Annotated in this window: 18 protein-coding genes; 11 read left to right on the top strand and 7 right to left on the bottom strand. The window is 63.1% G+C overall.

Features of this window, described 5'->3' with window-relative positions:
- Window positions 1-185 precede the first annotated feature (185 nt).
- Window positions 186-575, top strand: a complete 390-nt coding sequence (locus tag ACTIEZ_RS03575) for a hypothetical protein (RefSeq protein ID WP_439545273.1) — start codon at window positions 186-188, stop codon at window positions 573-575.
- 63 nt (window positions 576-638) lie between these two features.
- On the top strand, window positions 639-1136 hold the full coding sequence (locus tag ACTIEZ_RS03570; RefSeq protein WP_439545272.1) for a YciE/YciF ferroxidase family protein: 498 nt from the start codon (window positions 639-641) through the stop codon (window positions 1134-1136).
- A 44-nt stretch (window positions 1137-1180) separates the two neighbouring features.
- On the opposite strand, the gene ACTIEZ_RS03565 is transcribed toward ACTIEZ_RS03570, so the two are convergent.
- On the bottom strand, window positions 1181-2317 hold the full coding sequence (locus ACTIEZ_RS03565) for an extracellular catalytic domain type 1 short-chain-length polyhydroxyalkanoate depolymerase (RefSeq protein WP_439545271.1): 1137 nt from the start codon (window positions 2315-2317) through the stop codon (window positions 1181-1183).
- Between the two features lie 427 nt (window positions 2318-2744).
- Between ACTIEZ_RS03565 and ACTIEZ_RS03560 the strand changes: the two genes are divergently transcribed.
- Together ACTIEZ_RS03560 and ACTIEZ_RS03555 are read left to right on the top strand one after the other, a co-directional pair.
- Window positions 2745-3857 carry a sensor histidine kinase gene (locus tag ACTIEZ_RS03560; protein WP_439545270.1) on the top strand — a complete coding sequence of 371 codons (1113 nt, stop codon included), beginning with the start codon at window positions 2745-2747 and terminating at the stop codon, window positions 3855-3857.
- Window positions 3858-4139: 282 nt separating this feature from the next.
- Entirely contained in the window at window positions 4140-4841 is a 702-nt protein-coding gene (locus ACTIEZ_RS03555) for a PEPxxWA-CTERM sorting domain-containing protein (protein ID WP_439545269.1), read from the top strand.
- 216 nt (window positions 4842-5057) lie between these two features.
- Here ACTIEZ_RS03555 and galE read toward each other — a convergent pair whose 3' ends face one another.
- On the bottom strand, window positions 5058-6116 hold the full coding sequence (gene galE / locus ACTIEZ_RS03550; protein ID WP_439545268.1) for a UDP-glucose 4-epimerase GalE: 1059 nt from the start codon (window positions 6114-6116) through the stop codon (window positions 5058-5060).
- Complete coding sequence (locus ACTIEZ_RS03545) at window positions 6113-6877, bottom strand: response regulator (RefSeq protein ID WP_439545368.1); 765 nt, start codon at window positions 6875-6877, stop codon at window positions 6113-6115. The genes galE and ACTIEZ_RS03545 overlap by 4 nt, the downstream gene beginning before the upstream one ends.
- Before the next feature lie 233 nt (window positions 6878-7110).
- On the opposite strand from ACTIEZ_RS03545, the gene ACTIEZ_RS03540 reads away from it, so the two are divergent.
- The 6 genes from ACTIEZ_RS03540 to ACTIEZ_RS03515 all read left to right on the top strand — a co-directional run bounded on the left by ACTIEZ_RS03540 (window position 7111) and on the right by ACTIEZ_RS03515 (window position 13343).
- Complete coding sequence (locus ACTIEZ_RS03540) at window positions 7111-7254, top strand: NepR family anti-sigma factor (RefSeq protein ID WP_439545267.1); 144 nt, start codon at window positions 7111-7113, stop codon at window positions 7252-7254.
- A gap of 26 nt (window positions 7255-7280) precedes the next feature.
- Window positions 7281-7919, top strand: a complete 639-nt coding sequence (locus ACTIEZ_RS03535; RefSeq protein WP_439545266.1) for a sigma-70 family RNA polymerase sigma factor — start codon at window positions 7281-7283, stop codon at window positions 7917-7919.
- Window positions 7919-9706 (top strand): sensor histidine kinase, encoded by a 1788-nt coding sequence (locus ACTIEZ_RS03530; protein WP_439545265.1) that lies wholly within the window; start codon window positions 7919-7921, stop codon window positions 9704-9706. Before ACTIEZ_RS03535 ends, ACTIEZ_RS03530 begins: the two co-directional genes overlap by 1 nt.
- Window positions 9707-9920: 214 nt before the next feature.
- Entirely contained in the window at window positions 9921-11087 is a 1167-nt protein-coding gene (locus tag ACTIEZ_RS03525) for a hypothetical protein (RefSeq protein ID WP_439545264.1), read from the top strand.
- Window positions 11080-12198: a UDP-galactopyranose mutase gene (gene glf, locus ACTIEZ_RS03520; RefSeq protein ID WP_439545263.1), complete on the top strand. Its 1119-nt coding sequence runs from the start codon at window positions 11080-11082 to the stop codon at window positions 12196-12198. Before ACTIEZ_RS03525 ends, glf begins: the two co-directional genes overlap by 8 nt.
- Before the next feature lie 5 nt (window positions 12199-12203).
- Window positions 12204-13343, top strand: coding sequence for a hypothetical protein (locus ACTIEZ_RS03515; protein ID WP_439545262.1), 1140 nt, complete (start codon window positions 12204-12206; stop codon window positions 13341-13343).
- Window positions 13344-13346: 3 nt separating this feature from the next.
- Here ACTIEZ_RS03515 and ACTIEZ_RS03510 read toward each other — a convergent pair whose 3' ends face one another.
- Both ACTIEZ_RS03510 and ACTIEZ_RS03505 read right to left on the bottom strand, forming a co-directional pair.
- Entirely contained in the window at window positions 13347-13928 is a 582-nt protein-coding gene (locus tag ACTIEZ_RS03510) for an SAM-dependent methyltransferase (RefSeq protein WP_439545261.1), read from the bottom strand.
- Window positions 13928-14137 carry a hypothetical protein gene (locus tag ACTIEZ_RS03505; protein ID WP_439545260.1) on the bottom strand — a complete coding sequence of 70 codons (210 nt, stop codon included), beginning with the start codon at window positions 14135-14137 and terminating at the stop codon, window positions 13928-13930. The genes ACTIEZ_RS03510 and ACTIEZ_RS03505 overlap by 1 nt, the downstream gene beginning before the upstream one ends.
- A gap of 46 nt (window positions 14138-14183) precedes the next feature.
- Here ACTIEZ_RS03505 and ACTIEZ_RS03500 point away from each other — a divergent pair, with 46 nt between their 5' ends.
- Entirely contained in the window at window positions 14184-16274 is a 2091-nt protein-coding gene (locus tag ACTIEZ_RS03500; protein WP_439545367.1) for a catalase, read from the top strand.
- 39 nt (window positions 16275-16313) lie between these two features.
- On the opposite strand, the gene ACTIEZ_RS03495 is transcribed toward ACTIEZ_RS03500, so the two are convergent.
- Entirely contained in the window at window positions 16314-17099 is a 786-nt protein-coding gene (locus ACTIEZ_RS03495; RefSeq protein ID WP_439545259.1) for a DUF2189 domain-containing protein, read from the bottom strand.
- A gap of 81 nt (window positions 17100-17180) precedes the next feature.
- Window positions 17181-18167 carry a threonine ammonia-lyase gene (locus ACTIEZ_RS03490; protein WP_439545258.1) on the bottom strand — a complete coding sequence of 329 codons (987 nt, stop codon included), beginning with the start codon at window positions 18165-18167 and terminating at the stop codon, window positions 17181-17183.
- Window positions 18168-18336: the final 169 nt, after the last annotated feature.

Below are 18336 nucleotides of genomic sequence, written 5' to 3'. Positions count from 1 at the left end.
TTGGTAGCACAATTGATGCCGGCACGCGTCAGGACGAAAGCGCGCATCCCGGAAGGAACATATTCGGGTTGAGGCGCTTGATCCACCAAAGCTGCACCCTGCAGCCGAAAGGCGCCGCGATGACCAATGACCCCCCCAGAGACAAGCCAAGAGGCCCTCCAACTGATACCGGTACGGCCCATCAAATGACCGAGGCCATCGACATGTCCCCGGCCCCGCAACAGGTGCAAGTGGACGCCATGACACGCTGGGGCGATGATGGCGGCGCCGTGCCGCCTGCCAAGAATGCGGCCATTCCCGCAACCGGCACTGAATCCGGGGCGCCCGACTTGACCAATGCCGAACTGGTCAAACTGCGGGTGCGGGTGATTGCTTTGGAAAATCTGCTGATCGCGCTGCTCGCTGATGTCAGCCAGGGGCAATTGGCCAAGGTGCGTGCGATGGCCGATCATATCACGCCGCGTGACGGGCAGACGCCGCATGCGCTGACCATCAGCGCCGCATCGCACATGCTGTCCCTCCTCCACCGCGCCGAACAATGGTCAAGCGATGACAGCCAGGCAGCCGGGAACTGAGCGGCGCCCGAGCGGTTTCCCGACTGTGGCACTATCGCTGCGCATTCCAGCAGGAGAATTTACATGTCAGCCCCCCAGGATCTGAACGAACTCTACACCGGCGAACTGCAGGATCTGTGGTCCGCCAACGATCAGATGGCCAAGGTCATCAAGAAAATGACCAGCAAGGCGAGCGATCCCAAGTTGAAGGAAATGCTCACCAAATCCCAGGACGGCATCGCCCAGCACACCGAAATGCTGAAGGGCCTGCTCGAAACCTCAGGCGAAAAGGTCAAGAAGGAGCATTGCAAGGGCATGGAAGGCCTGGTTGCCGAAGCCACCAAACACACCGGTGACGAAGCGCCGGACAACGGCCCGGTGCTCGATGCCGTGATCATCGCGCAATATCAGCGGATGAGCCATTATGGCATCGCCGGCTTCGGCACGGCCGCTTCGTTCGCTGGCACGCTGGGCCTGAAGGACGCTGTCAAGGCGCTCGATAAGGCGACCAAGGACATCTACAGCGGCGACGAATATCTGACGAAGCTGGCTGAAATGTCGGTCAACATCAACGCGCAATAAGCTGCCCGGCTGCCGCGCCCGCCATGATTGGCGGGCGCGGCCGTTCAGCGTCTCAGACCGGCGGCGCGCAAGGCGTCCTCGATGATGGCAGAGACTCCGCCCGGCTTGTGCTCCGGCAATTGTCCGGCACCGATTGGCATCTTGAACGCCGGTCCGGCCGAAGCCGCCGCCGGCTTTGCGCCGCGAGTCAATGGCACCGCTGCCGGCACCGGGCCAAGGCCCCAGCTTGCCGCGATATGGCGGGTAGAGGAAATCCCCACATCCAGCATGAACGGTCCGCTGACGCCGATACCCTCGGCGCCGCGGGTGCTCAGTGGCGTGCCATGGCCCATGGCGTCGATATGCCAGGCCTGAACTACAGGCTCTCCGGCGGCGTTGCGCCAGGTGCGGCGACGGCTGCCGTCGACATGATCATGGGCCGGTGCGGCGCCATCGATGCCGTGCACTGCCCGCCATTGCGCAATGATGCGTTCGGCGTTGGACGGGTCCACCACCGTATCGGCGCCGCCCTGCCACACCGATATCGCTGGCCACGGGCCATCATGATCCGACGCACGGCGCACCAGAGCCGCCAGTTCGACATCAGACGGATGACCTTCACCGCGCATGCGGGCAAAGGCATCGCCCACCGACGCTGCGCTGCCATGAGGGAGCCCAGCGATGATTGCGCCGCCCTTGAACAATTCCGGATAGGTGGCAAGCATGGTCGATGCCATGGCACCGCCGGCCGACAGCCCGGTGATGTAAATATGGTCAGGATCGCAATCATGGCTGGCGATCATCGCGTCGATCATCTGCCGGATCGAAAGGGCTTCACCCGCGTCGCGCCTTGTGTCGGTGCTGGAAAACCAGTTGAAGCACAGGTTCATGTTGTTGGCGCGCTGCTGTTCCGGCAGCAGCACCGCAAAGCCTTGCTCGTCCGCCAGATCGGCCCAACCGGAGCCATGGGCATAATCCTGCGCCGTCTGCGTGCAACCATGCAACACCACAACCAGCGCGGCACCGCGCGCCAGGCCAGCAGGCACATGGGTGCGTGCCAGCAGCGCGCCGGGGTTTGAGCCGAACGCCGTCAGTTGCCCCAGCCGATCCGGCTTCTCGGCCATGGGCTTGGCCGGGCCGTTGAATTCGGCTCTGCGCTTCTGCTGCATCAGCTTGGCGATCGTGCTTCCAAGGCGTGCCATCAATCTCTCTCCTTCGGCGACGAACGCCGGTACAGACCGACAACATGGCCGGGCGCCAATCGTTGCTGCACTGCAGCATTTATCAACGCCGGAGCTGAGCGCAAGGGACTTGCGTAGGTAATTTCGCCCAATTCATCCTGAAAGTTTGAAGTAGTTCCCGAACGCGATTTTTGGCCATCTCTGCAGTATGAATTCAGCCTCAGCAGGGGATGAACGATTGATGTTCAATATTGTTCCAAACCATGTAACATGTGTCAACAGAATTGACCGCAACGTACATGCACAGGCTTTGAACCTTATTGCATCGCACGTGACTTTTTATGCAAGATATGCAGATCATCGTCAGAAAATAGAAAATATCGAGGATATATGTAGCAGCTCCAGCGAACTGCCGGAACTGCAATCGGATTCGGATGATGTGGCGCGAATGCGGCTTCTGCAGCATTGCGATGCCATCGCCGGGCTCGATCCGGATTGGCAGGTACCTAACCGGCGGGCCAGGTTGGCTGCCCGCACCGACCGGGCTGCGGCTGGACTTGCGCCAGCCAAGCCCGAACCCGATTTTGTTGCCGATCACAGGGCGTTGCTCAACGCGCAGCCGCACCTTGTCTGGTCAAGCGACACGGTCGGTCATCTGACCTACTGCAATGATCGCTGGTACAATTTTGCCGGAGCCGGCCACGCCGACCGCTGGACCAGAATATTGCATGTCGACGAACAGGCGCAGGCCTGGGCCGTGTGGCAGCAGCATCTGATCAGCGGCGATACCTACGAGGCGGAACATCGCCTCCGCCGCCATGACGGGACCGTTCATTGGGCGCTGGCCCGCGCAGTCGCGTTGCGAGATTGCGATGGCGTCATCACCGGCTGGTGCGGCACCTTCACGGACATCCATGCGCTGAAGGCGCATGAAGCCCAGAGCGATTTCCTGGCTTGCGAGCTCAACCACCGCATTCACAATATTTTTGCGGTGGTGGAGGCCATGCTGATGATGTCGTCTCGCGATGAACCCTTGGCCAGGGATTTCGCCGAAGCCGCCTGTGCGCGCATCAAGGCGCTGGCGCGCGCCAATGACTATATGCGGCCCTCCCCCGGTCCGGGCATGAACGAAGCGCTTCCAGCCACGCTGCACGGCCTGCTGCAAACCGTGCTGGCGCCCTATCAACCCGATCCAATGCGGCAGGGCCGACAACCGGCCATTGACATGTCGGGCCCGGACCTTGCCATCGGCGCGGCGGCCGCAACGCTGTTGGCTTTGGTGATCCACGAACTGGCCACCAACGCGGCCAAATATGGCGCGCTGGCTTGTGCTGGCGGGCAATTGAGGGTGGTGACTGCGTTGGATGATCACCAATTGCACCTGGTATGGACGGAAACGGGCGGTCCGGCCGTGGCGGGACCGCCCAGCCGTCAAGGCTTTGGCACGCTGCTGGCCGATCGTGCGCTTGGCCTGCCCCTGGGGGCTGCGGTGAAACATGCGTGGGCACCATCGGGGCTGGTTGTCACAATTTCGGTACGGCGCGACCGTTTGGCAAACTGATCCCGGCTTGATCCTGCGTGCCAAATCCTGCCTGGTTCGTTCAGGTCCGTTGTGGCCGGGCTCTTCGGATCAACATGGCCAAACCACGAAAAAGACAGAAGGTTCCCGGCAGTCGCCCAGTCGGAATATCCTGCAGGGGGCATGTGACCGGCAGGTAAATATTACCAAGCGTATAATCCGGCGCTTTCATCACTGCATCCCTTCACGGAATGTCTGTCACGTCCCTACCCGGGGCGAGAACATGTCCGTTCAGGATAATGAAAAAAGTGGAGGTAGCGTAGCATGACCATCAACAAGCTTCTGGCAGGCGCCGCGGCGGCTTCCGCATTGCTGGCATCGCCGGCACTGGCCGTTGATTCATCGTCAGTGACATTTGCGCAGTTCACGCAGCAAAGCGCCGACAAGGTAGCACAATACGGCAACACCGGCAGTGGCAACACGCTGGATATCACGCTGGCGCCAGCCAATTTTGTCGTGTTCGCTTACGGCGCGCCGGGCGTTTACAGTACGGTCATGTCGATGACTGCGGCTTCATCTGCCATGGTCACCACGGTGGGTCAGCAATTCGAACAGCGCGGCTGGACCGGCAGCATCCAGTTCGGCAATGCCACCAACTTCCTGACCACCAACTTCGTCGATGCCACCTTCAGCTTCGACAGCACCGGTGGCTCGGCCAGCTTGATCTCCACTGATCCGTCAAGCACGATCAACTACAGCTCGACATTTCTGAACGTGCCGAATTTCGAATTCAAGAACTTCTCGCTGGCCTTCACCGGCCTGTCGCCGGCGTTCTCAGTCGCCGCAAACGGCTATGGCAATGATTTCAATGCCAATATCGCCGGATCGTTCGCAGGTTCCGAAGCGGATGGCACCATCGGTGCCGCAATTCCTGAACCAGCATCGTGGGCGATGATGATCATCGGTTTCGGCCTGACGGGTGTCACGCTGCGCCGTCGCAAGGCAACCCGCGTCGTTGCCTGCTGAACTGCCATACTGAGGCAGCGCGTCCCCGGCATTATGCGCCCCCATTGCCGGGGAGTTGTCAGAGCGGTTTTCGACCCTGCCCTGCCGATCAGCACCCTCCGCTGTCGTGCACGCAGAAGCTGATTCCGCAAAAAAGACCGCCGGTTCTGAACCTCCCGACACAGTCATGTTACGGGTTCGGGATCGGCGGTCGACGTTTTTACAGGTTCTTGCCAATCAGTCGACAGACGCCAGAAGCTGCTGCCGGCGCTGTTCCCACGCCAACGCATGCGCGACGATCCGGTTGATGTCATCATGCGCCGGCTGCCAGCCCAAGGCGCCGGCGGCGCGGGCATCGGCCACCAGATTGGCGGGATCGCCTGCCCTTCGCGACCCGATCTTGTACGGCACCGGCCGGCCATTGCTAGCCTGCGCGACGGCCGCCAGCACATCGAGCACGCTCTGCCCATGGCCATAGCCAAGGTTGAACAGATGCGATTGCCCGCTTGCTGCCAGGCAGGCGCGCAACATCTCGACATGCGCCGACGCCACATCGCTGACATGCACATAGTCGCGCACGCCGGTGCCATCGTCGGTTGGGTAATCATTGCCGAACACCGTGATTTGCGGGCGTTGCCCGGTCACCACCTGGGTGGCGATCTCGATCAGATGATGCGGATGCTTGCTGTTCTGCCCGGAACGGCCCTGGGGATCGGCGCCTGCCACGTTGAAATAGCGCAAGATACCCAGCGACATCGCCTGCGGCGATGCGGCGGCGATATCGCGCAACATGGTTTCGGCCATCGCCTTGGAGGCACCATAGGGATTGATCGGGCCGATTGGATCGCTCTCCTTCAGCGGCCGGCCATCATTTTCGGCATAGACTGCCGCAGTCGATGAAAACACCAGCGCCTTGACGCCGGCGTCCACGGCGGCTTCGGCCAGGGCCAGCGTCTCGACCAGATTGTTGCGATAATAGATGGCGGGCTGCGCAACGGATTCAGCAACACTGATGCTGGCGGCAAAATGCATCACCGCGCCGATGCCATGATCGGCAATCAGTTGCCGTACCAGCCTGCCATTGCCGGCGCGCCCCTGCACGAACAGCGCATCGGGCGGTAACAGCAGCGCCGATCCGGTGGACATGTCGTCGAGGATGATCACGCGTACGCCCAGATCAAGCAGCGCCAGCGCGGCGTGGCTGCCGATATAGCCGGCGCCGCCGGTGATCAGCACCGGCGGGCAATCGGCAATGGCGATCTTGGCCAGTATCTGGCCTGCGGGTGGTGCGATCACTGATTCACCGTCGTGAAACTGCGCGTCAACAGTGCCTGGCCGATCGTGGCCATAACCGTCTCGATCTTGAACGGCTTGGTGACCAGAAACGTCGGCTCCGGGCGTTCGCCGGTCAGCAGCCGTTCCGGAAAGGCCGTGATGAAGACCACCGGCACATCGAAACTGAGCAAGATCTCCTGCGCCGCTTCCAACCCCGACGAACCGTCCGCCAACTGGATATCGGCCAGCACCAGTTCGGGACGCACCTCATGGGCCCGCGCCAGCGCATCGGCATGGGTCATCGCCATCGCCGACACATCATGCCCCATGTCCTCGACAATCTGCTCAAGATGCATGGCGATCATTGGTTCATCTTCGATGATCAGTACACGCGAGCGGATGGTTTCGAAAATCGCCGCCTTGGCACGATTCACCCTGACCGCAACATCGTGCGGCGTCGTGCCGAGGATCAAGGCAATCTCACTGTCGCTGAAGCCTTCGATCTCCATCAACAGCAAAGCCTGCATGGCGCCGGCCGGCATATCGTCGGGCCCGACCACTTCGGCGCTCTGCGCAACGGTGCAGAACAGGCGGAACAGCGCCAGCTTGGGCGGCAGAACGGCAGACTTACTGCTCAGTTGATCGTCATTGACCGGAGCGGTCAACAGGCTTTCGAGGGCCTGGCGCACATAGGCATCGCCACTGCGCTGCGATCCGGTGAGTGCACGTGCATAGCGCCGCAAATGCGGCAGATGAGGGGCGAAATCTGCCCGTATCGAAATTCCGTCAGCCACGCCATGCTCCATATCTAATTTTATCCAGCACGACAACGCCATAGACTGACGTTGGTTCCATGTCGGGAACCATCGCGTTTCGCAACCGTTGCAACCCTATCATGCCAATGGACAACCGCCCAATGCCGCGCAAAGCGCCTCGAACCACCGCAGCTACCGCCGCACCTTCAGGCCCATCAGCGCGGCGGCGCACGGGCCGCGATGGCGATCATCAGATCAGCATGGGCCTGCGCAAATTGTGGGAACATGTCGAGAAGGAACCTGTGCCCGACGCATTTCTGGCCCTGCTGGATCAGATCGATGCTGCCCGCAGTGACGACGCGCCACCGCCGCTGCCTGACCCCAAATCGGGGGATGCAGAATGACAAAGTCATCCCAGATTCGACCGGCAATGCGCCCTGCGGATGAACGCCAGTTTCGCGCTGATCTGCTTGCGGTCATCCCGTCGCTGCGGGCTTATGCCCGCAGCCTGTGCTACAATCGCGATCTGGCCGACGACCTGACCCAGGAAGCCTTGACCAAAAGCTGGGCGGCGCGTGCTTCCTATCTGCCGGGCAGCAATTTTCGTGGCTGGATGTTCCGCATCCTGCGCAATCATTATTTTTCGACCACCAAGGTCTCGCGGCGCTTCGTGACGCTGGACACCGAAGTGATCGAGCGTCTGCTGGTCACGCCAGCCACGCAGGAAGCCGGGCTCAATCTGGAGGATCTCCAGCGCGGCCTCGCCACCCTGCCCGCCGAACAGCGCGAGGCCCTGCTGCTGATGGAATCGGGCCTGCGCTGTGAAGATATCGCCGGCATCATGTCGACACCTGTCGGCACAGTGAAGAGCCGCATCAGCCGCGGCCGCGCCGCGCTGCGCCTGTATATGGATGGCCAAGGCCGCGCACTGCCGGCAAGCGGCAAGACGGTGGCCAAGCTGAGCGGACCGTCACGTCGTCTGCCGCCGGCGGCAGACGACGCGCCGTCCGACCCGTCTCCCCATTCGGCTCCCCCGTTGGCTGCACCACGGCGCGCCACGGCAAACTGATGCTGCAAGCGCCAGCTGCCGCCCCGCCGCCCCGCAATCCAGGCCGGTCGCTGCAATTGCTGGATCGGTTGACCCGGCGCAGCTCGATCCGCGGTATCCTGTTGGCGATCCTGTTGGTGGCGTTGCTGCCGATGATGGCGCTGTCCATATGGCAGGGCCTGGCCCGTATTCAGCGTGACCGCGATACCGAACATCGCAAGCTGCTCGAAGCGGCCCAACTGACGGCTGCGTCACAACGCAATGTCATCACCAGCGCCCAGACCATCCTGGCGGTGCTGGCGGCGGCACCCAATGTGCGTGCACGTGACCAGGATATGTGCGGCCCCATCCTGCGCGCGGCCGTGCAGAGCCAGCCCGCCTATCGCCATTTTTCGGTGTCCACCGCCGATGGCCGACTGGCCTGCGCCAGCGATCCCGGCGCGATCGGTGTGGCCGCCACGAGCAGCAAGCAATTGTGGGATCAATTACAGCGCAGCGGCTTTCTGGTGACGGCACCGGTGTGGGGTACGATCTCGGAACGGCTGGTGCTGCGCGCCATGCTGCCGCTGAAAACCGCGACGGGGGCATTCGATGGCGTCATCACCGCCTCCATCGATCTCGATTGGCTGCGGCAACGCCTGCACGATCAACATCCGACCGGCGATATTGCGGTGGCGCTGGTGGACGGCCGCGGCAATGCGGTGGCCAGCAATCGCCCGCTGCCAGCGCGGCGACTGGCACTGACACAGCCAAACGAGACCGGCGTGTTCACGGTGCGCAGCGCCGACGGCAGCGACTGGGCCTATGCAGTCGCGCCACTGCATGTCGGCAACCAGGGCGGCGAGCGTTTTCATATCGTCTATGCCGCGGCCCAGCCGCCGCGCTTTGGTTCGCAGTGGTGGTCGGTGGCCTTCTATTTCCTGGTGCCGTTGCTGGCACTGCTGCTGGCGTCCATGGCGATCTGGGTGGGTGCCAATCGCGCCATCCTCAGTTGGGTGTCACAACTCGGCGCGCTGGCGCGGCAGATTGGCAACAGCCAGCGGCCACAGATGCAACAGCGACTGGGCTTTGCCGATGCCCCCGCCGAAGTGCGCGATCTGGCGGCCGACCTGCTGCGCATGCGCAGCACCATTGTCGATCGCGAACAAAGGCTGCGCGGCGCCGCCGCGGCCCAGACCGAAGTCGCGAGGGAACTGCACCACCGGGTGCGCAACAATCTGCAGGTGATCGCCAGTTTCCTGAGCCTGCAGGCCGAGGGCATTGCCGTGGGTGATGCGCGAGGCGCCCTGGAGCAGGCGCGGCTGCGGGTTGCCGGCATGGCGATGGTCAATGGCCTGCTTTATGCCGATGCCGAAGTCACCACGGTGGCAATGGCGCAATTGCTCGATCCCTTGGCCGACATGTTGGCCAGGCACACGGGTGTCGAGGCCATCGTCGAAGTGAACCACATATTATCGCCGCGCACTGTCGACGTGGACCGCGCCATCCCGCTGGTGCTCTGGATCATCGAGGCAACCCTGTGCCTGTGCGAACGCGCCGATCCGGCCGTGCGCCCCAATGAATTCCGCATAGCGATGAACAACGAAGATGATGTGATGTGCATCCATGTCAGCATGGCCGGCCTGCTGCCGGACAGTGCAAAGCAGACGCTGCACCGTCGGCTGGTTGTTGCCATCGCCAATCAGCAAGGCGCCCGCGCCAGGATCGACGATGTTGGCGCAAAAGCTGGCCGGATCGTGCTGTGCCTGCCCCATGAGGCCCTAGCCCATGAAGCGCAGCAATTGCCGGAAGACAGTGCCGCCGCTTGAGCGCAATTTCCCAAGCGGCACCATATCTTTGCTGCAGCGGAACTATCCCCCAGATCACTGCTTGTGTTCACATCAGGCCGCTGTCCGGACGAAATCCGGGACAGAAAGGGCCTGATCACCGCTTGGCCGCCCTTGGCCCACTGCCATCTGCCCGGCCGTTCGCCGCGCTGGACCAGTGAAGCCGAATTCAGGCCCCTCAGAAAGGTCGCTGCACATGAAGCTACTTCCCTTTGCCGGCGGGTCCCAGCTCCAGCAACCACGCGAAACCCGTCGTCCCTTGTTGCTGTGCTTTTCGCATCTGCGCTGGAATTTCGTGTTTCAGCGCCCCCAGCATCTTATGACCCGCGCAGCGGTCGATCACGAGGTGATCTATATTGAGGAACCGGAAGACGGAGACAGCGCCGGCTGGAAGATCGCCCGGGATCGCGGCATCACCATTGCCACGCCGATCCTGCCGGCCGGTGGCAGCCATGCGACACGTGTCGCAACGCAGGCCGCGTTGCTCAATGATCTGCTCGATACGCGCATGCCCGATATCGCCTGGTATTACACGCCCATGGCGCTGGAATTCAGCGACACGCTGGTGCCGACCGTCACCGTCTATGACAATATGGACGAACTGGCGCTGTTCCACGGTGCCGACAGCCGCATCCGTCAGCTTGAAGCCCGGCTGATGGCGCGGGCTGACGTGGTCTTCACCGGTGGCCACAGCCTCTATCAGGCCAAACGCCACCTGCACGACAATATCCACGGCGTGCCGTCCAGCATCGATCGCCAACATTTCGCACCCAACCCGGCGGCACCGCTGGCCGACCCCGCCGATCAGGTGGACATTGCGCATCCGCGGGTCGGCTTCTTCGGCGTGATCGATGAACGCATGGATCTGGAATTGGTTGGCGCACTTGCCGACCGCTGCCCCGACACGCAGTTCATCATGGTTGGCCCGGTGGTGAAGATCGATCCTGCCAGCCGACCACAGCGCCCCAATCTGCACTGGTTGGGGGGCAAGGCCTATGCCGACCTGCCCGCCTATCTGCAGCATTGGGATTGCGGGTTCATGCCGTTCGCCCTGAACGATTCCACCCGTTTCATCAGCCCGACCAAGACGCCGGAATTTCTCAGCGCCGGGCTGGGCGTGGTGTCCTCCGCCATCACCGATGTGCAGCACCCCTATGGCGATCTCGGCCTGGTTGGCATTGCCGCCGATGCTGACGGCTTTGCACTGGCCATCGATGCCGCCATCCTCGCCGCGGCCGATCCCGGCTGGCAGCGGCGCGTGCAGCGCCAACTCGACAGTGGTTCGTGGGACAGCACCTGGGCCTTCATGCGCGGCGAGATCGCCGCGATCACCACCCCTGCCCTGGAGATCGCACATGCATGATTGGATCGTCGTTGGCGCTGGCTTTGCCGGCGCCGTCATGGCCGAACGTATCGCTGCGGTGCGCGGCGAAACCGTGCTGGTGGTCGACAAGCGCGACCATATCGCCGGCAATGCGCATGATCGACGCAATGCCGATGGCATCTTGTTCCATCAATATGGCCCGCACATCTTCCACACCAACAGCAGCGCCATTTCCGATTATCTCTCGCGCTTTACCGAGTGGCGGCCGTACGAACATCGCGTGCTGGCCAGCGTCGATGGCCAACTGGTGCCGATCCCGATCAACCGCACCACCATCAACAGGCTGTACGGGCTCGATCTCGATGAAGCCGGTGTCGCGGCGTTTCTGGCTGCCCGTGCCGAGGATGTCGCCGATATCCGCACCTCCGAAGATGTCGTGGTCAGCAAGATCGGTCGGGAGCTTTATGAGAAATTCTTCCGCGGTTACACGCGCAAGCAATGGGGCCTCGATCCGTCCGAGCTCGACCGATCAGTGACCGCCCGCGTGCCGACGCGAACCAATGACGATGATCGCTATTTCACCGACAGCTTCCAGCAGATGCCGCGCGATGGCTATACTGCCATGTTTGAGCGGATGCTGGCCAACCCGCTGATCACGGTGCAACTTGGCGTCGATGCCCTGGCCATTCCGGCCGCCGAACGTCCGGCGCGCATGGTCTATACCGGCCCGATCGATGAATATTTCGATCAGCGCTTCGGCCCCCTGCCCTATCGATCCCTGCAATTCTGCCATGTCAGCCAGGATGTGGAGTTCGCGCAGACGGCGGCGACCATCAATTTCCCGCAGGATCAGGATTATACCCGCGTTACCGAGGTCAAGCATCTGACCGGCCAGGAACATCCGCGCACGATGCTGACCTATGAATATCCCAGCGCCACCGGCGATCCCTATTATCCGATACCGCGCCCGGAAAACGAAGCGCTGTTCAAGCAGTATGAAGCGCTGGCCCGCGCCGAAGCCGACACCTGGTTCGTCGGCCGGCTCGCCACCTACCGCTATTATAATATGGATCAGGTGGTGGGCCAGGCGCTGGCCAGCTTCCTGAAGCTGGACGCGGCGGTACCGCGCACCGAAGCCCAGGCTGCCTGAACCACATGCCGGAACAGGCCTTGTTTGGCTCCATGCTGATGGGCGGCTTTGAATGTGCCGCCCAGCAGTTGCGCTCGCGCCGGCGGCTGGATATCGCCGCCGCGACCGGCCACGACGTCCGCGCGGCCGAGGATTATCGCCTGTTGGCCGCCCACGGCATGACTGCTGCCCGTGATGGCTTGCGCTGGCATCTGATCGAGCCGCGGCCCGGCCAGTATGACTGGTCGAGCTTCCTGCCGATGCTGCGCGCCGCGCGCGACATGCCGATCACCATCATCTGGGATCTGCTGCATTACGGTCTGCCGGCCGGTGTCGACGTGTTTTCGCCGCGTTTCATCACCCGCTTCGCTGCGTTCGCACGCGAAGCCGCGCGGGTGATCGCGTCCGAAACCGACACGCCGCCGCTGTTCACGCCGATCAACGAGATCAGCTATTGGGCCTTTGCCGGCGGTGACTGCGGCGATCTCAACCCGTTTGCCACGGGCCGCGGCGGCGAACTCAAGCGCCAACTGGTGCGTGCCATGCTGGCCGCCAGCGCCGAACTGCGTGCCGTCGATCCCCGCGCCCGTATCGCCTGCGCCGAGCCGTTGATCCATGTGTTTCCAGCCGATGACACGCCAGACGCCATCGCCCAGGCTGCGCGCCACACCGAAAGCCAGTTCGAGGCGCTCGACATGCTGCTCGGCCGCAAGGAACCGGAACTAGGCGGGCATGAAGCCGCCGTCGATATCATCGGGCTGAATTATTATTACAACAATCAATGGGTCGATCATGGCCGCCCGATCTTTCTGGGGGACTGGCTGCACAAGCCGTTGCACCAATTGGTGGAAACAGCAGCGCCGCGATATTCACAGCCCCTCTACATCGCTGAGACCGGCACCGAAGGGGTGTTCCGCCCCTATTGGCTGCGTTACGTTTGCGATGAAGTGCGCACAGCCAAGGCGCGCGGGCTGAGCATCGGCGGCATCTGCCTCTATCCGATCATCAGCCACTTGGGCTGGGCGGATGACCGGCGCTGCCTGAATGGCCTGCTGGATGGCCATGGCGCCGATGTTGCCCGCACCGCCTATGCGCCATTGTCCGACGAAATTCGCGCCCAATCCGCCCGGTTTCGCGCGCCGTCCAGCCTGTCGGCCGCAGCCTGATCGTCATAGTTGCAGCACATCGATCCGGTAATCGGCGGTGCGCAGTTGCAGCAGGATCGGCGCCACCGGTCGCAAGGCCGCGATGAAACCTTGGGCTGCATTCGTCCCCGACAACGGATAGTCCGGCGTCGGGCCGAGGCCGTGCACCAGCATGACATGCGCGCCCCTGGCCGCCAGCGCCCGCGTCATCCGGGCAGCCCGCAGCAGCGCCAACTCATCAAGATAATAAAGCATGTCCGACAACAGGATCAGGTCGAATCCGTCGGGGGTAACCTCCTGCTGCATCTCGGGAAAGGCGCGGCCGGCAAAACGCACATGCCGCGCATCCTGCAGGCGTGCCTGCGCCTGCGCGATCGCCGCCTGCGCCACATCGATACCGAGCAGCCGGTCACAACGCGGCGCCAGTCGTTCGGTCAGCACCCCGATCGAGCAGCCGACCTCAAGGGCATGGCGGTAGCGCGGCCGGGGCAGCGCCGCCAGCGTGGCGGCGTATTTGCCCTGTTCGTACGCGCTGGTCTCGAACAGCCAGGGATCGGGATCGGCTTCGTACAGGGCATCGAAATAGGCGGCTGGCAGACTGCTCATCATCGTCTCCTCAACACGATGCCTGTCATGCCGAACACGCCCGGCCATGACGGCATGGCTGTTGAACCAGCCAACACGCCGACCGTTCCCCAGATGCCTAACAATCGTTGCAAGACGTCACGGCGGCGGCTTTCTTTTGCCGACAGCGGAACGCCGCTTGGCCCGGCCGGTTGCTTTTGAAACCCTGTGCAACCCGAGGATGTCTTCATGGCAACGATTCCCGCCGACACTGCAGCCGATACGCTGGCGACGACCATGGCACAGGGCAAAGCCGCCGCCAGAGCGCTGCCCACGCTCCACACCGGCCCCGGCGGCGAGTTGCACCAGGTTGCAGCGCCCGGCCAGGCCATGCTGACCACCAACCACGGCATGCCGATTTCCGACGATCACAACAGCCTGCGCGCCGGGCCGCGCGGCGCGCTGCTGCTCGAGGATATGGTGCTGCGCGAAAAGATCTTCCATTTCGATCACGAGCGCATCCCGGAGCGCGTCGTCCACGCCCGCGGCACCGCGGCGCACGGTTATTTCGAGCTGACCGACAGTCTGGCCGATCTCACCATGGCCACGGTGCTGGGCGAGGCTGGCGAACAGACGCCGGTGTTCGTGCGGTTTTCAACGGTGGCCGGCAATCGCGGATCGGCCGATCTGGCCCGCGATGTCCGCGGCTTTGCGGTGAAATTCTACACCAAACAGGGCAATTGGGATCTGGTCGGCAACAATATCCCGGTGTTCTTCATCCAGGATGCCATGAAATTCCCCGATCTGGCGCACGCCGTGAAGGAAGAGCCAGATCGCGGCTTCCCGCAGGCGGCATCGGCGCACGATACCTTCTGGGACTGGATCGCCATGACCCCCGAAGCCATGCACATGGTGATGTGGCAGATGTCGGATCGCACCATCCCGCGCTCCTTGCGGATGGTGCAGGGCTTTGGCGTGCACAGCTTCCGGCTGGTGAATGCCGAAGGCCAGTCGACCTTCGTCAAATTCCACTGGACGCCGGTGCTCGGCATTCAGTCGGTCGTGTGGGACGAAGCCGTGAAGATCAACGGCGCCGATCCCGATTTCCACCGCCGCGACCTGTGGAATGCCATCAACGAAGGCGATTTCCCGGAATGGGAGCTGGGCGTGCAATTGTTTACCCAGGAGGAAGCCGACGCGCTGGATTTCGACCATCTGGATTCGACCAAGCTGATCCCGGAGGAAATCATCCCGCTGCGCAACGTGGGCCGGCTGGTGCTGAACCGCAATCCGGCCAATGTCTTCGATGAGACCGAACAGGTCGCCTATTGCACGCAGAATATCGTGCCCGGCATCGATTTCTCCGACGATCCGCTGCTGCACGGCCGCAATTTTTCCTATCTGGATACGCAGCTCAAGCGGCTGGGGTCCCCCAATTTCCATCAGATCCCGATCAACACGCCGAAATGCCCGTTCGCCAACATGCAGCGCGACGGCCATATGCAGACGCGCGTGCACCCGCAGCGCGTCACCTACACGCCCAGCCTGCTCGACCCGACCGGGCCGCGCGAAAGCCACGACCAGGGTTTCCGCAGCTTCCCGACCCCGCTCGACGCCAGCAAGGTGCGCGAGCGCCCGGAAAGCTTTGCCGATCATTACAGCCAGGCCCGGCAATTCTTCCTGAGCCAGACCGTGCCCGAACAGGATCATATCGTCGCTGCGCTGGTGTTCGAATTGTCGAAGGTGGAGGCCGATATCGTGCGCACCACCATGCTGGGGCATCTCGTCACCGTCGACGAGGAACTGGGCGAACGGGTTGCCGCCGGACTCGGCCATCGCGGCGACATCATCGCTGCCGTGCCGGCTGTGCCAGTGCGCGACGATCTGGAGATCGCCCCAAGCCTGTCGATCCTGGCGCGCGATCCGCCGCCGCTGAAGGGCCGCAAGATCGGTGCGCTGGTCACCGATGGCGCCAGTGCCGAAGCCGTGACCGCCTTGTTCGACGTTGCGACGGATGTGGATGCACAGGTCAAGATCATATGCCCGACCATCGGCGGTGTGACGCTGGATGACGGCAGTTGGCTGATGGCTGATTTCCAGCTCGCCGGCGGGCCGTCCGTGCTGTTCGATGCCGTCGTGGTGCTGGCCAGCCAAGACGGCAGCGCCGCCTTGCTGGGCGAATCCGCAGCCATCGCCTGGGTGCACGATGCCTATGCCCATCTGAAGGTGATCGGTTACAACGAGGCGGGTGCTGCCCTGCTGGCGATGGCCAACGTCAAGGAAGATGAAGGCGTCGTCCGGCTTGATACCCAAGCCGATGCCTTCATCGATGCCGCCAGCGCCGGCCGCATCTGGGACCGCGAGGCGGCGGTGCGATCGGTATATTGAGACCAGACGGGCGGCGCCGTCCTGCGGATGCCGCCCTGATTACGCCAACAGCACAGTTCGGCGGTACAAATGCCAGGTGGCGTGGCCAAGCACGGGCAGCACCACCAGCAATCCCAGAAAGCCCGGCAGCAACGCCAGCGTCAGGCTGACGGCGATCACGACCGCCCAGGCCAGCAGCACGCGGCGATTGGCCAACACGGCTTGCACGCTGGTAATCATTGCCGTCATGAAATCCACATCGCTATGCAGCAGCATTGGCAGGCTGATCACCGTGATCGTGTAAAAACTTAAGGCAATCAGTGCGCCGACTGCGCCGCCCACACCCAGCATCATCAGGCCGGCGCTGGTCTGCAGCAACGCCCAGGATTCCGACCCGACGCCGGATTGCGCCAGGAACACCGCGAAAATGCCATGGGCGATCATCAACCAGAAGCCGAAGGCGACGAACAGGATGACGCCCATCGACAGGATCTGCTCATCACCGCGGCCGCGCAGCGCACCCAGCACGGCGCCCCAGCGCAATGGCAGACCGGCCTCGCGGCGCCGGCTGACTTCGTAGAGCCCGACCGCGCAGAACGGCGCCAGCAACGGAAAGCCAGCGGCCGCCGGCACCAGCCACGCCACCTCACCGCGCGCCAGCGTCACCCAGGTGAGCAGCCAGCCGGAAACCACATAAATGCCGCCGAAGAACAGGCCAAAGCCCGGATGCGCACGATAATCCTGCCAGCCCGCCAGCAGCGCGTGGCGCAGATCAGCGATGGCAAGATCGCGACGTACAGCGGCCCGTGCGCGCTTTGTCGTGCCGGCTTGCTTCGCTGCTGCCATCGTTCAGCCTCCCCTTCGACAATGCTGCGCCTTTGTGGACGCGGCGGCAAGTGTCAGAGCTTCGGGGTCAGAGTGTCGGGATCAGAGCGCGCCGGCCTCGGTCAGGCAATCCACCATCACCTGGGGATCGATGTTGCCGCCAGACAGGATCGCAATCACGGTCTTGCCCCGCACATCCACTCGCCCGGCGAGCAATGCAGCCAGCGTGACCGCCCCGCCGGGCTCGACGACCAGCTTGAGTTCGCGAAAGGCAAAGGCAACGGCGCGCGCCACTTCGGCCTCGCTCACCGCCACGCCGGTCGCGCCATGATGGGTCAGCGTCGCGAAGGTGATCTCGGCCATGCGCAGCGTCTGCAGCGCATCGCAGCGGGTCGGGCCGGGATTGGCCACCGGGATGATATGGCCGGCGGCCAGCGATTGGCAGACATCGTCATAGCCTTGCGGTTCGACCACCACCAACGGCAACTGGCTGCCGGCCGCAAAACCGCCCGACAGGCCGCCGCCGCCACAACAGGTTAGCGCCAGGTCGGCCGTCTCGCCCTTTGCTGCCAGATCCTGCACGGCTTCCAGGCCGGCCGTGCCCTGGCCCGCAATGATCAGCGGATCGGCAAACGGCGGCACGATCAGCGCGCCGCGCACTTCGGCATGGCGGGCGGCGATGGTTTCCCGCGATTCAGTCAGCCGGTCGTAGAACACGACCTCGGCGCCATCGGCGCGGGTCCGCTCCACCTTCAGCTTCGGTGCATCGGACGGCATGACGATCAGCGCCGGCATCCCGAGCAATTTCGCCGCCCGCGCCACGCCTTGGGCATGGTTGCCCGATGAATAGGCCACCACCCCGCCGCGCCGGCCTTCGGGCGGGATCGCCAGCAGGCGGTTCATGGCGCCGCGGAACTTGAAGCTGCCGGTGTGTTGCAGATTCTCCGGCTTCAACCACACCCGGCCGCCGCAAACCGCGTCCAGCGCCGGGAAATTGAGCAGCGGCGTGCGTACCGGCCAATCACCAAGCCGATTTGCCGCAGCCAGCACATCGGCATGCACGACGGGACTTGATTCAAGCGAAGTCATTGAAATATGGCCCTTTCACAAAAACGTCACAGATTGCGCAAGCCTTTGAAAGGCCACGGCAAAACATCAGTTTTCACTGTAACAAAAATCTTCTTTACACGAGGGGTCATGTCTCATAGCTAGCACCTCGCTGCCCCATGGGACTTCCACCGCAAGGCAGCTTTGGTGT

Source organism: Sandarakinorhabdus sp. (genome assembly GCF_051860625.1).
Classification (GTDB): Bacteria; Pseudomonadota; Alphaproteobacteria; order Sphingomonadales; family Sphingomonadaceae; genus Sandarakinorhabdus.
This window is presented reverse-complemented; position numbering and strand designations above follow the sequence as displayed.

Coding starts and splice junctions, on each gene's coding strand:
- ACTIEZ_RS03575 (WP_439545273.1), top strand. CDS start 186: ATGACCGAGGCCATCGACATGTCCCCGGCCCCGCAACAGGTGCAAGTG.
- ACTIEZ_RS03570 (WP_439545272.1), top strand. CDS start 639: ATGTCAGCCCCCCAGGATCTGAACGAACTCTACACCGGCGAACTGCAG.
- ACTIEZ_RS03565 (WP_439545271.1), bottom strand. CDS start 2,317: ATGGCACGCCTTGGAAGCACGATCGCCAAGCTGATGCAGCAGAAGCGC.
- ACTIEZ_RS03560 (WP_439545270.1), top strand. CDS start 2,745: ATGCGGCTTCTGCAGCATTGCGATGCCATCGCCGGGCTCGATCCGGAT.
- ACTIEZ_RS03555 (WP_439545269.1), top strand. CDS start 4,140: ATGACCATCAACAAGCTTCTGGCAGGCGCCGCGGCGGCTTCCGCATTG.
- ACTIEZ_RS03540 (WP_439545267.1), top strand. CDS start 7,111: ATGGGCCTGCGCAAATTGTGGGAACATGTCGAGAAGGAACCTGTGCCC.
- ACTIEZ_RS03535 (WP_439545266.1), top strand. CDS start 7,281: ATGCGCCCTGCGGATGAACGCCAGTTTCGCGCTGATCTGCTTGCGGTC.
- ACTIEZ_RS03530 (WP_439545265.1), top strand. CDS start 7,919: ATGCTGCAAGCGCCAGCTGCCGCCCCGCCGCCCCGCAATCCAGGCCGG.
- ACTIEZ_RS03525 (WP_439545264.1), top strand. CDS start 9,921: ATGAAGCTACTTCCCTTTGCCGGCGGGTCCCAGCTCCAGCAACCACGC.
- glf (WP_439545263.1), top strand. CDS start 11,080: ATGCATGATTGGATCGTCGTTGGCGCTGGCTTTGCCGGCGCCGTCATG.
- ACTIEZ_RS03515 (WP_439545262.1), top strand. CDS start 12,204: ATGCCGGAACAGGCCTTGTTTGGCTCCATGCTGATGGGCGGCTTTGAA.
- ACTIEZ_RS03510 (WP_439545261.1), bottom strand. CDS start 13,928: ATGAGCAGTCTGCCAGCCGCCTATTTCGATGCCCTGTACGAAGCCGAT.
- ACTIEZ_RS03505 (WP_439545260.1), bottom strand. CDS start 14,137: ATGAAGACATCCTCGGGTTGCACAGGGTTTCAAAAGCAACCGGCCGGG.
- ACTIEZ_RS03500 (WP_439545367.1), top strand. CDS start 14,184: ATGGCACAGGGCAAAGCCGCCGCCAGAGCGCTGCCCACGCTCCACACC.
- ACTIEZ_RS03495 (WP_439545259.1), bottom strand. CDS start 17,099: ATGGCAGCAGCGAAGCAAGCCGGCACGACAAAGCGCGCACGGGCCGCT.
- ACTIEZ_RS03490 (WP_439545258.1), bottom strand. CDS start 18,167: ATGACTTCGCTTGAATCAAGTCCCGTCGTGCATGCCGATGTGCTGGCT.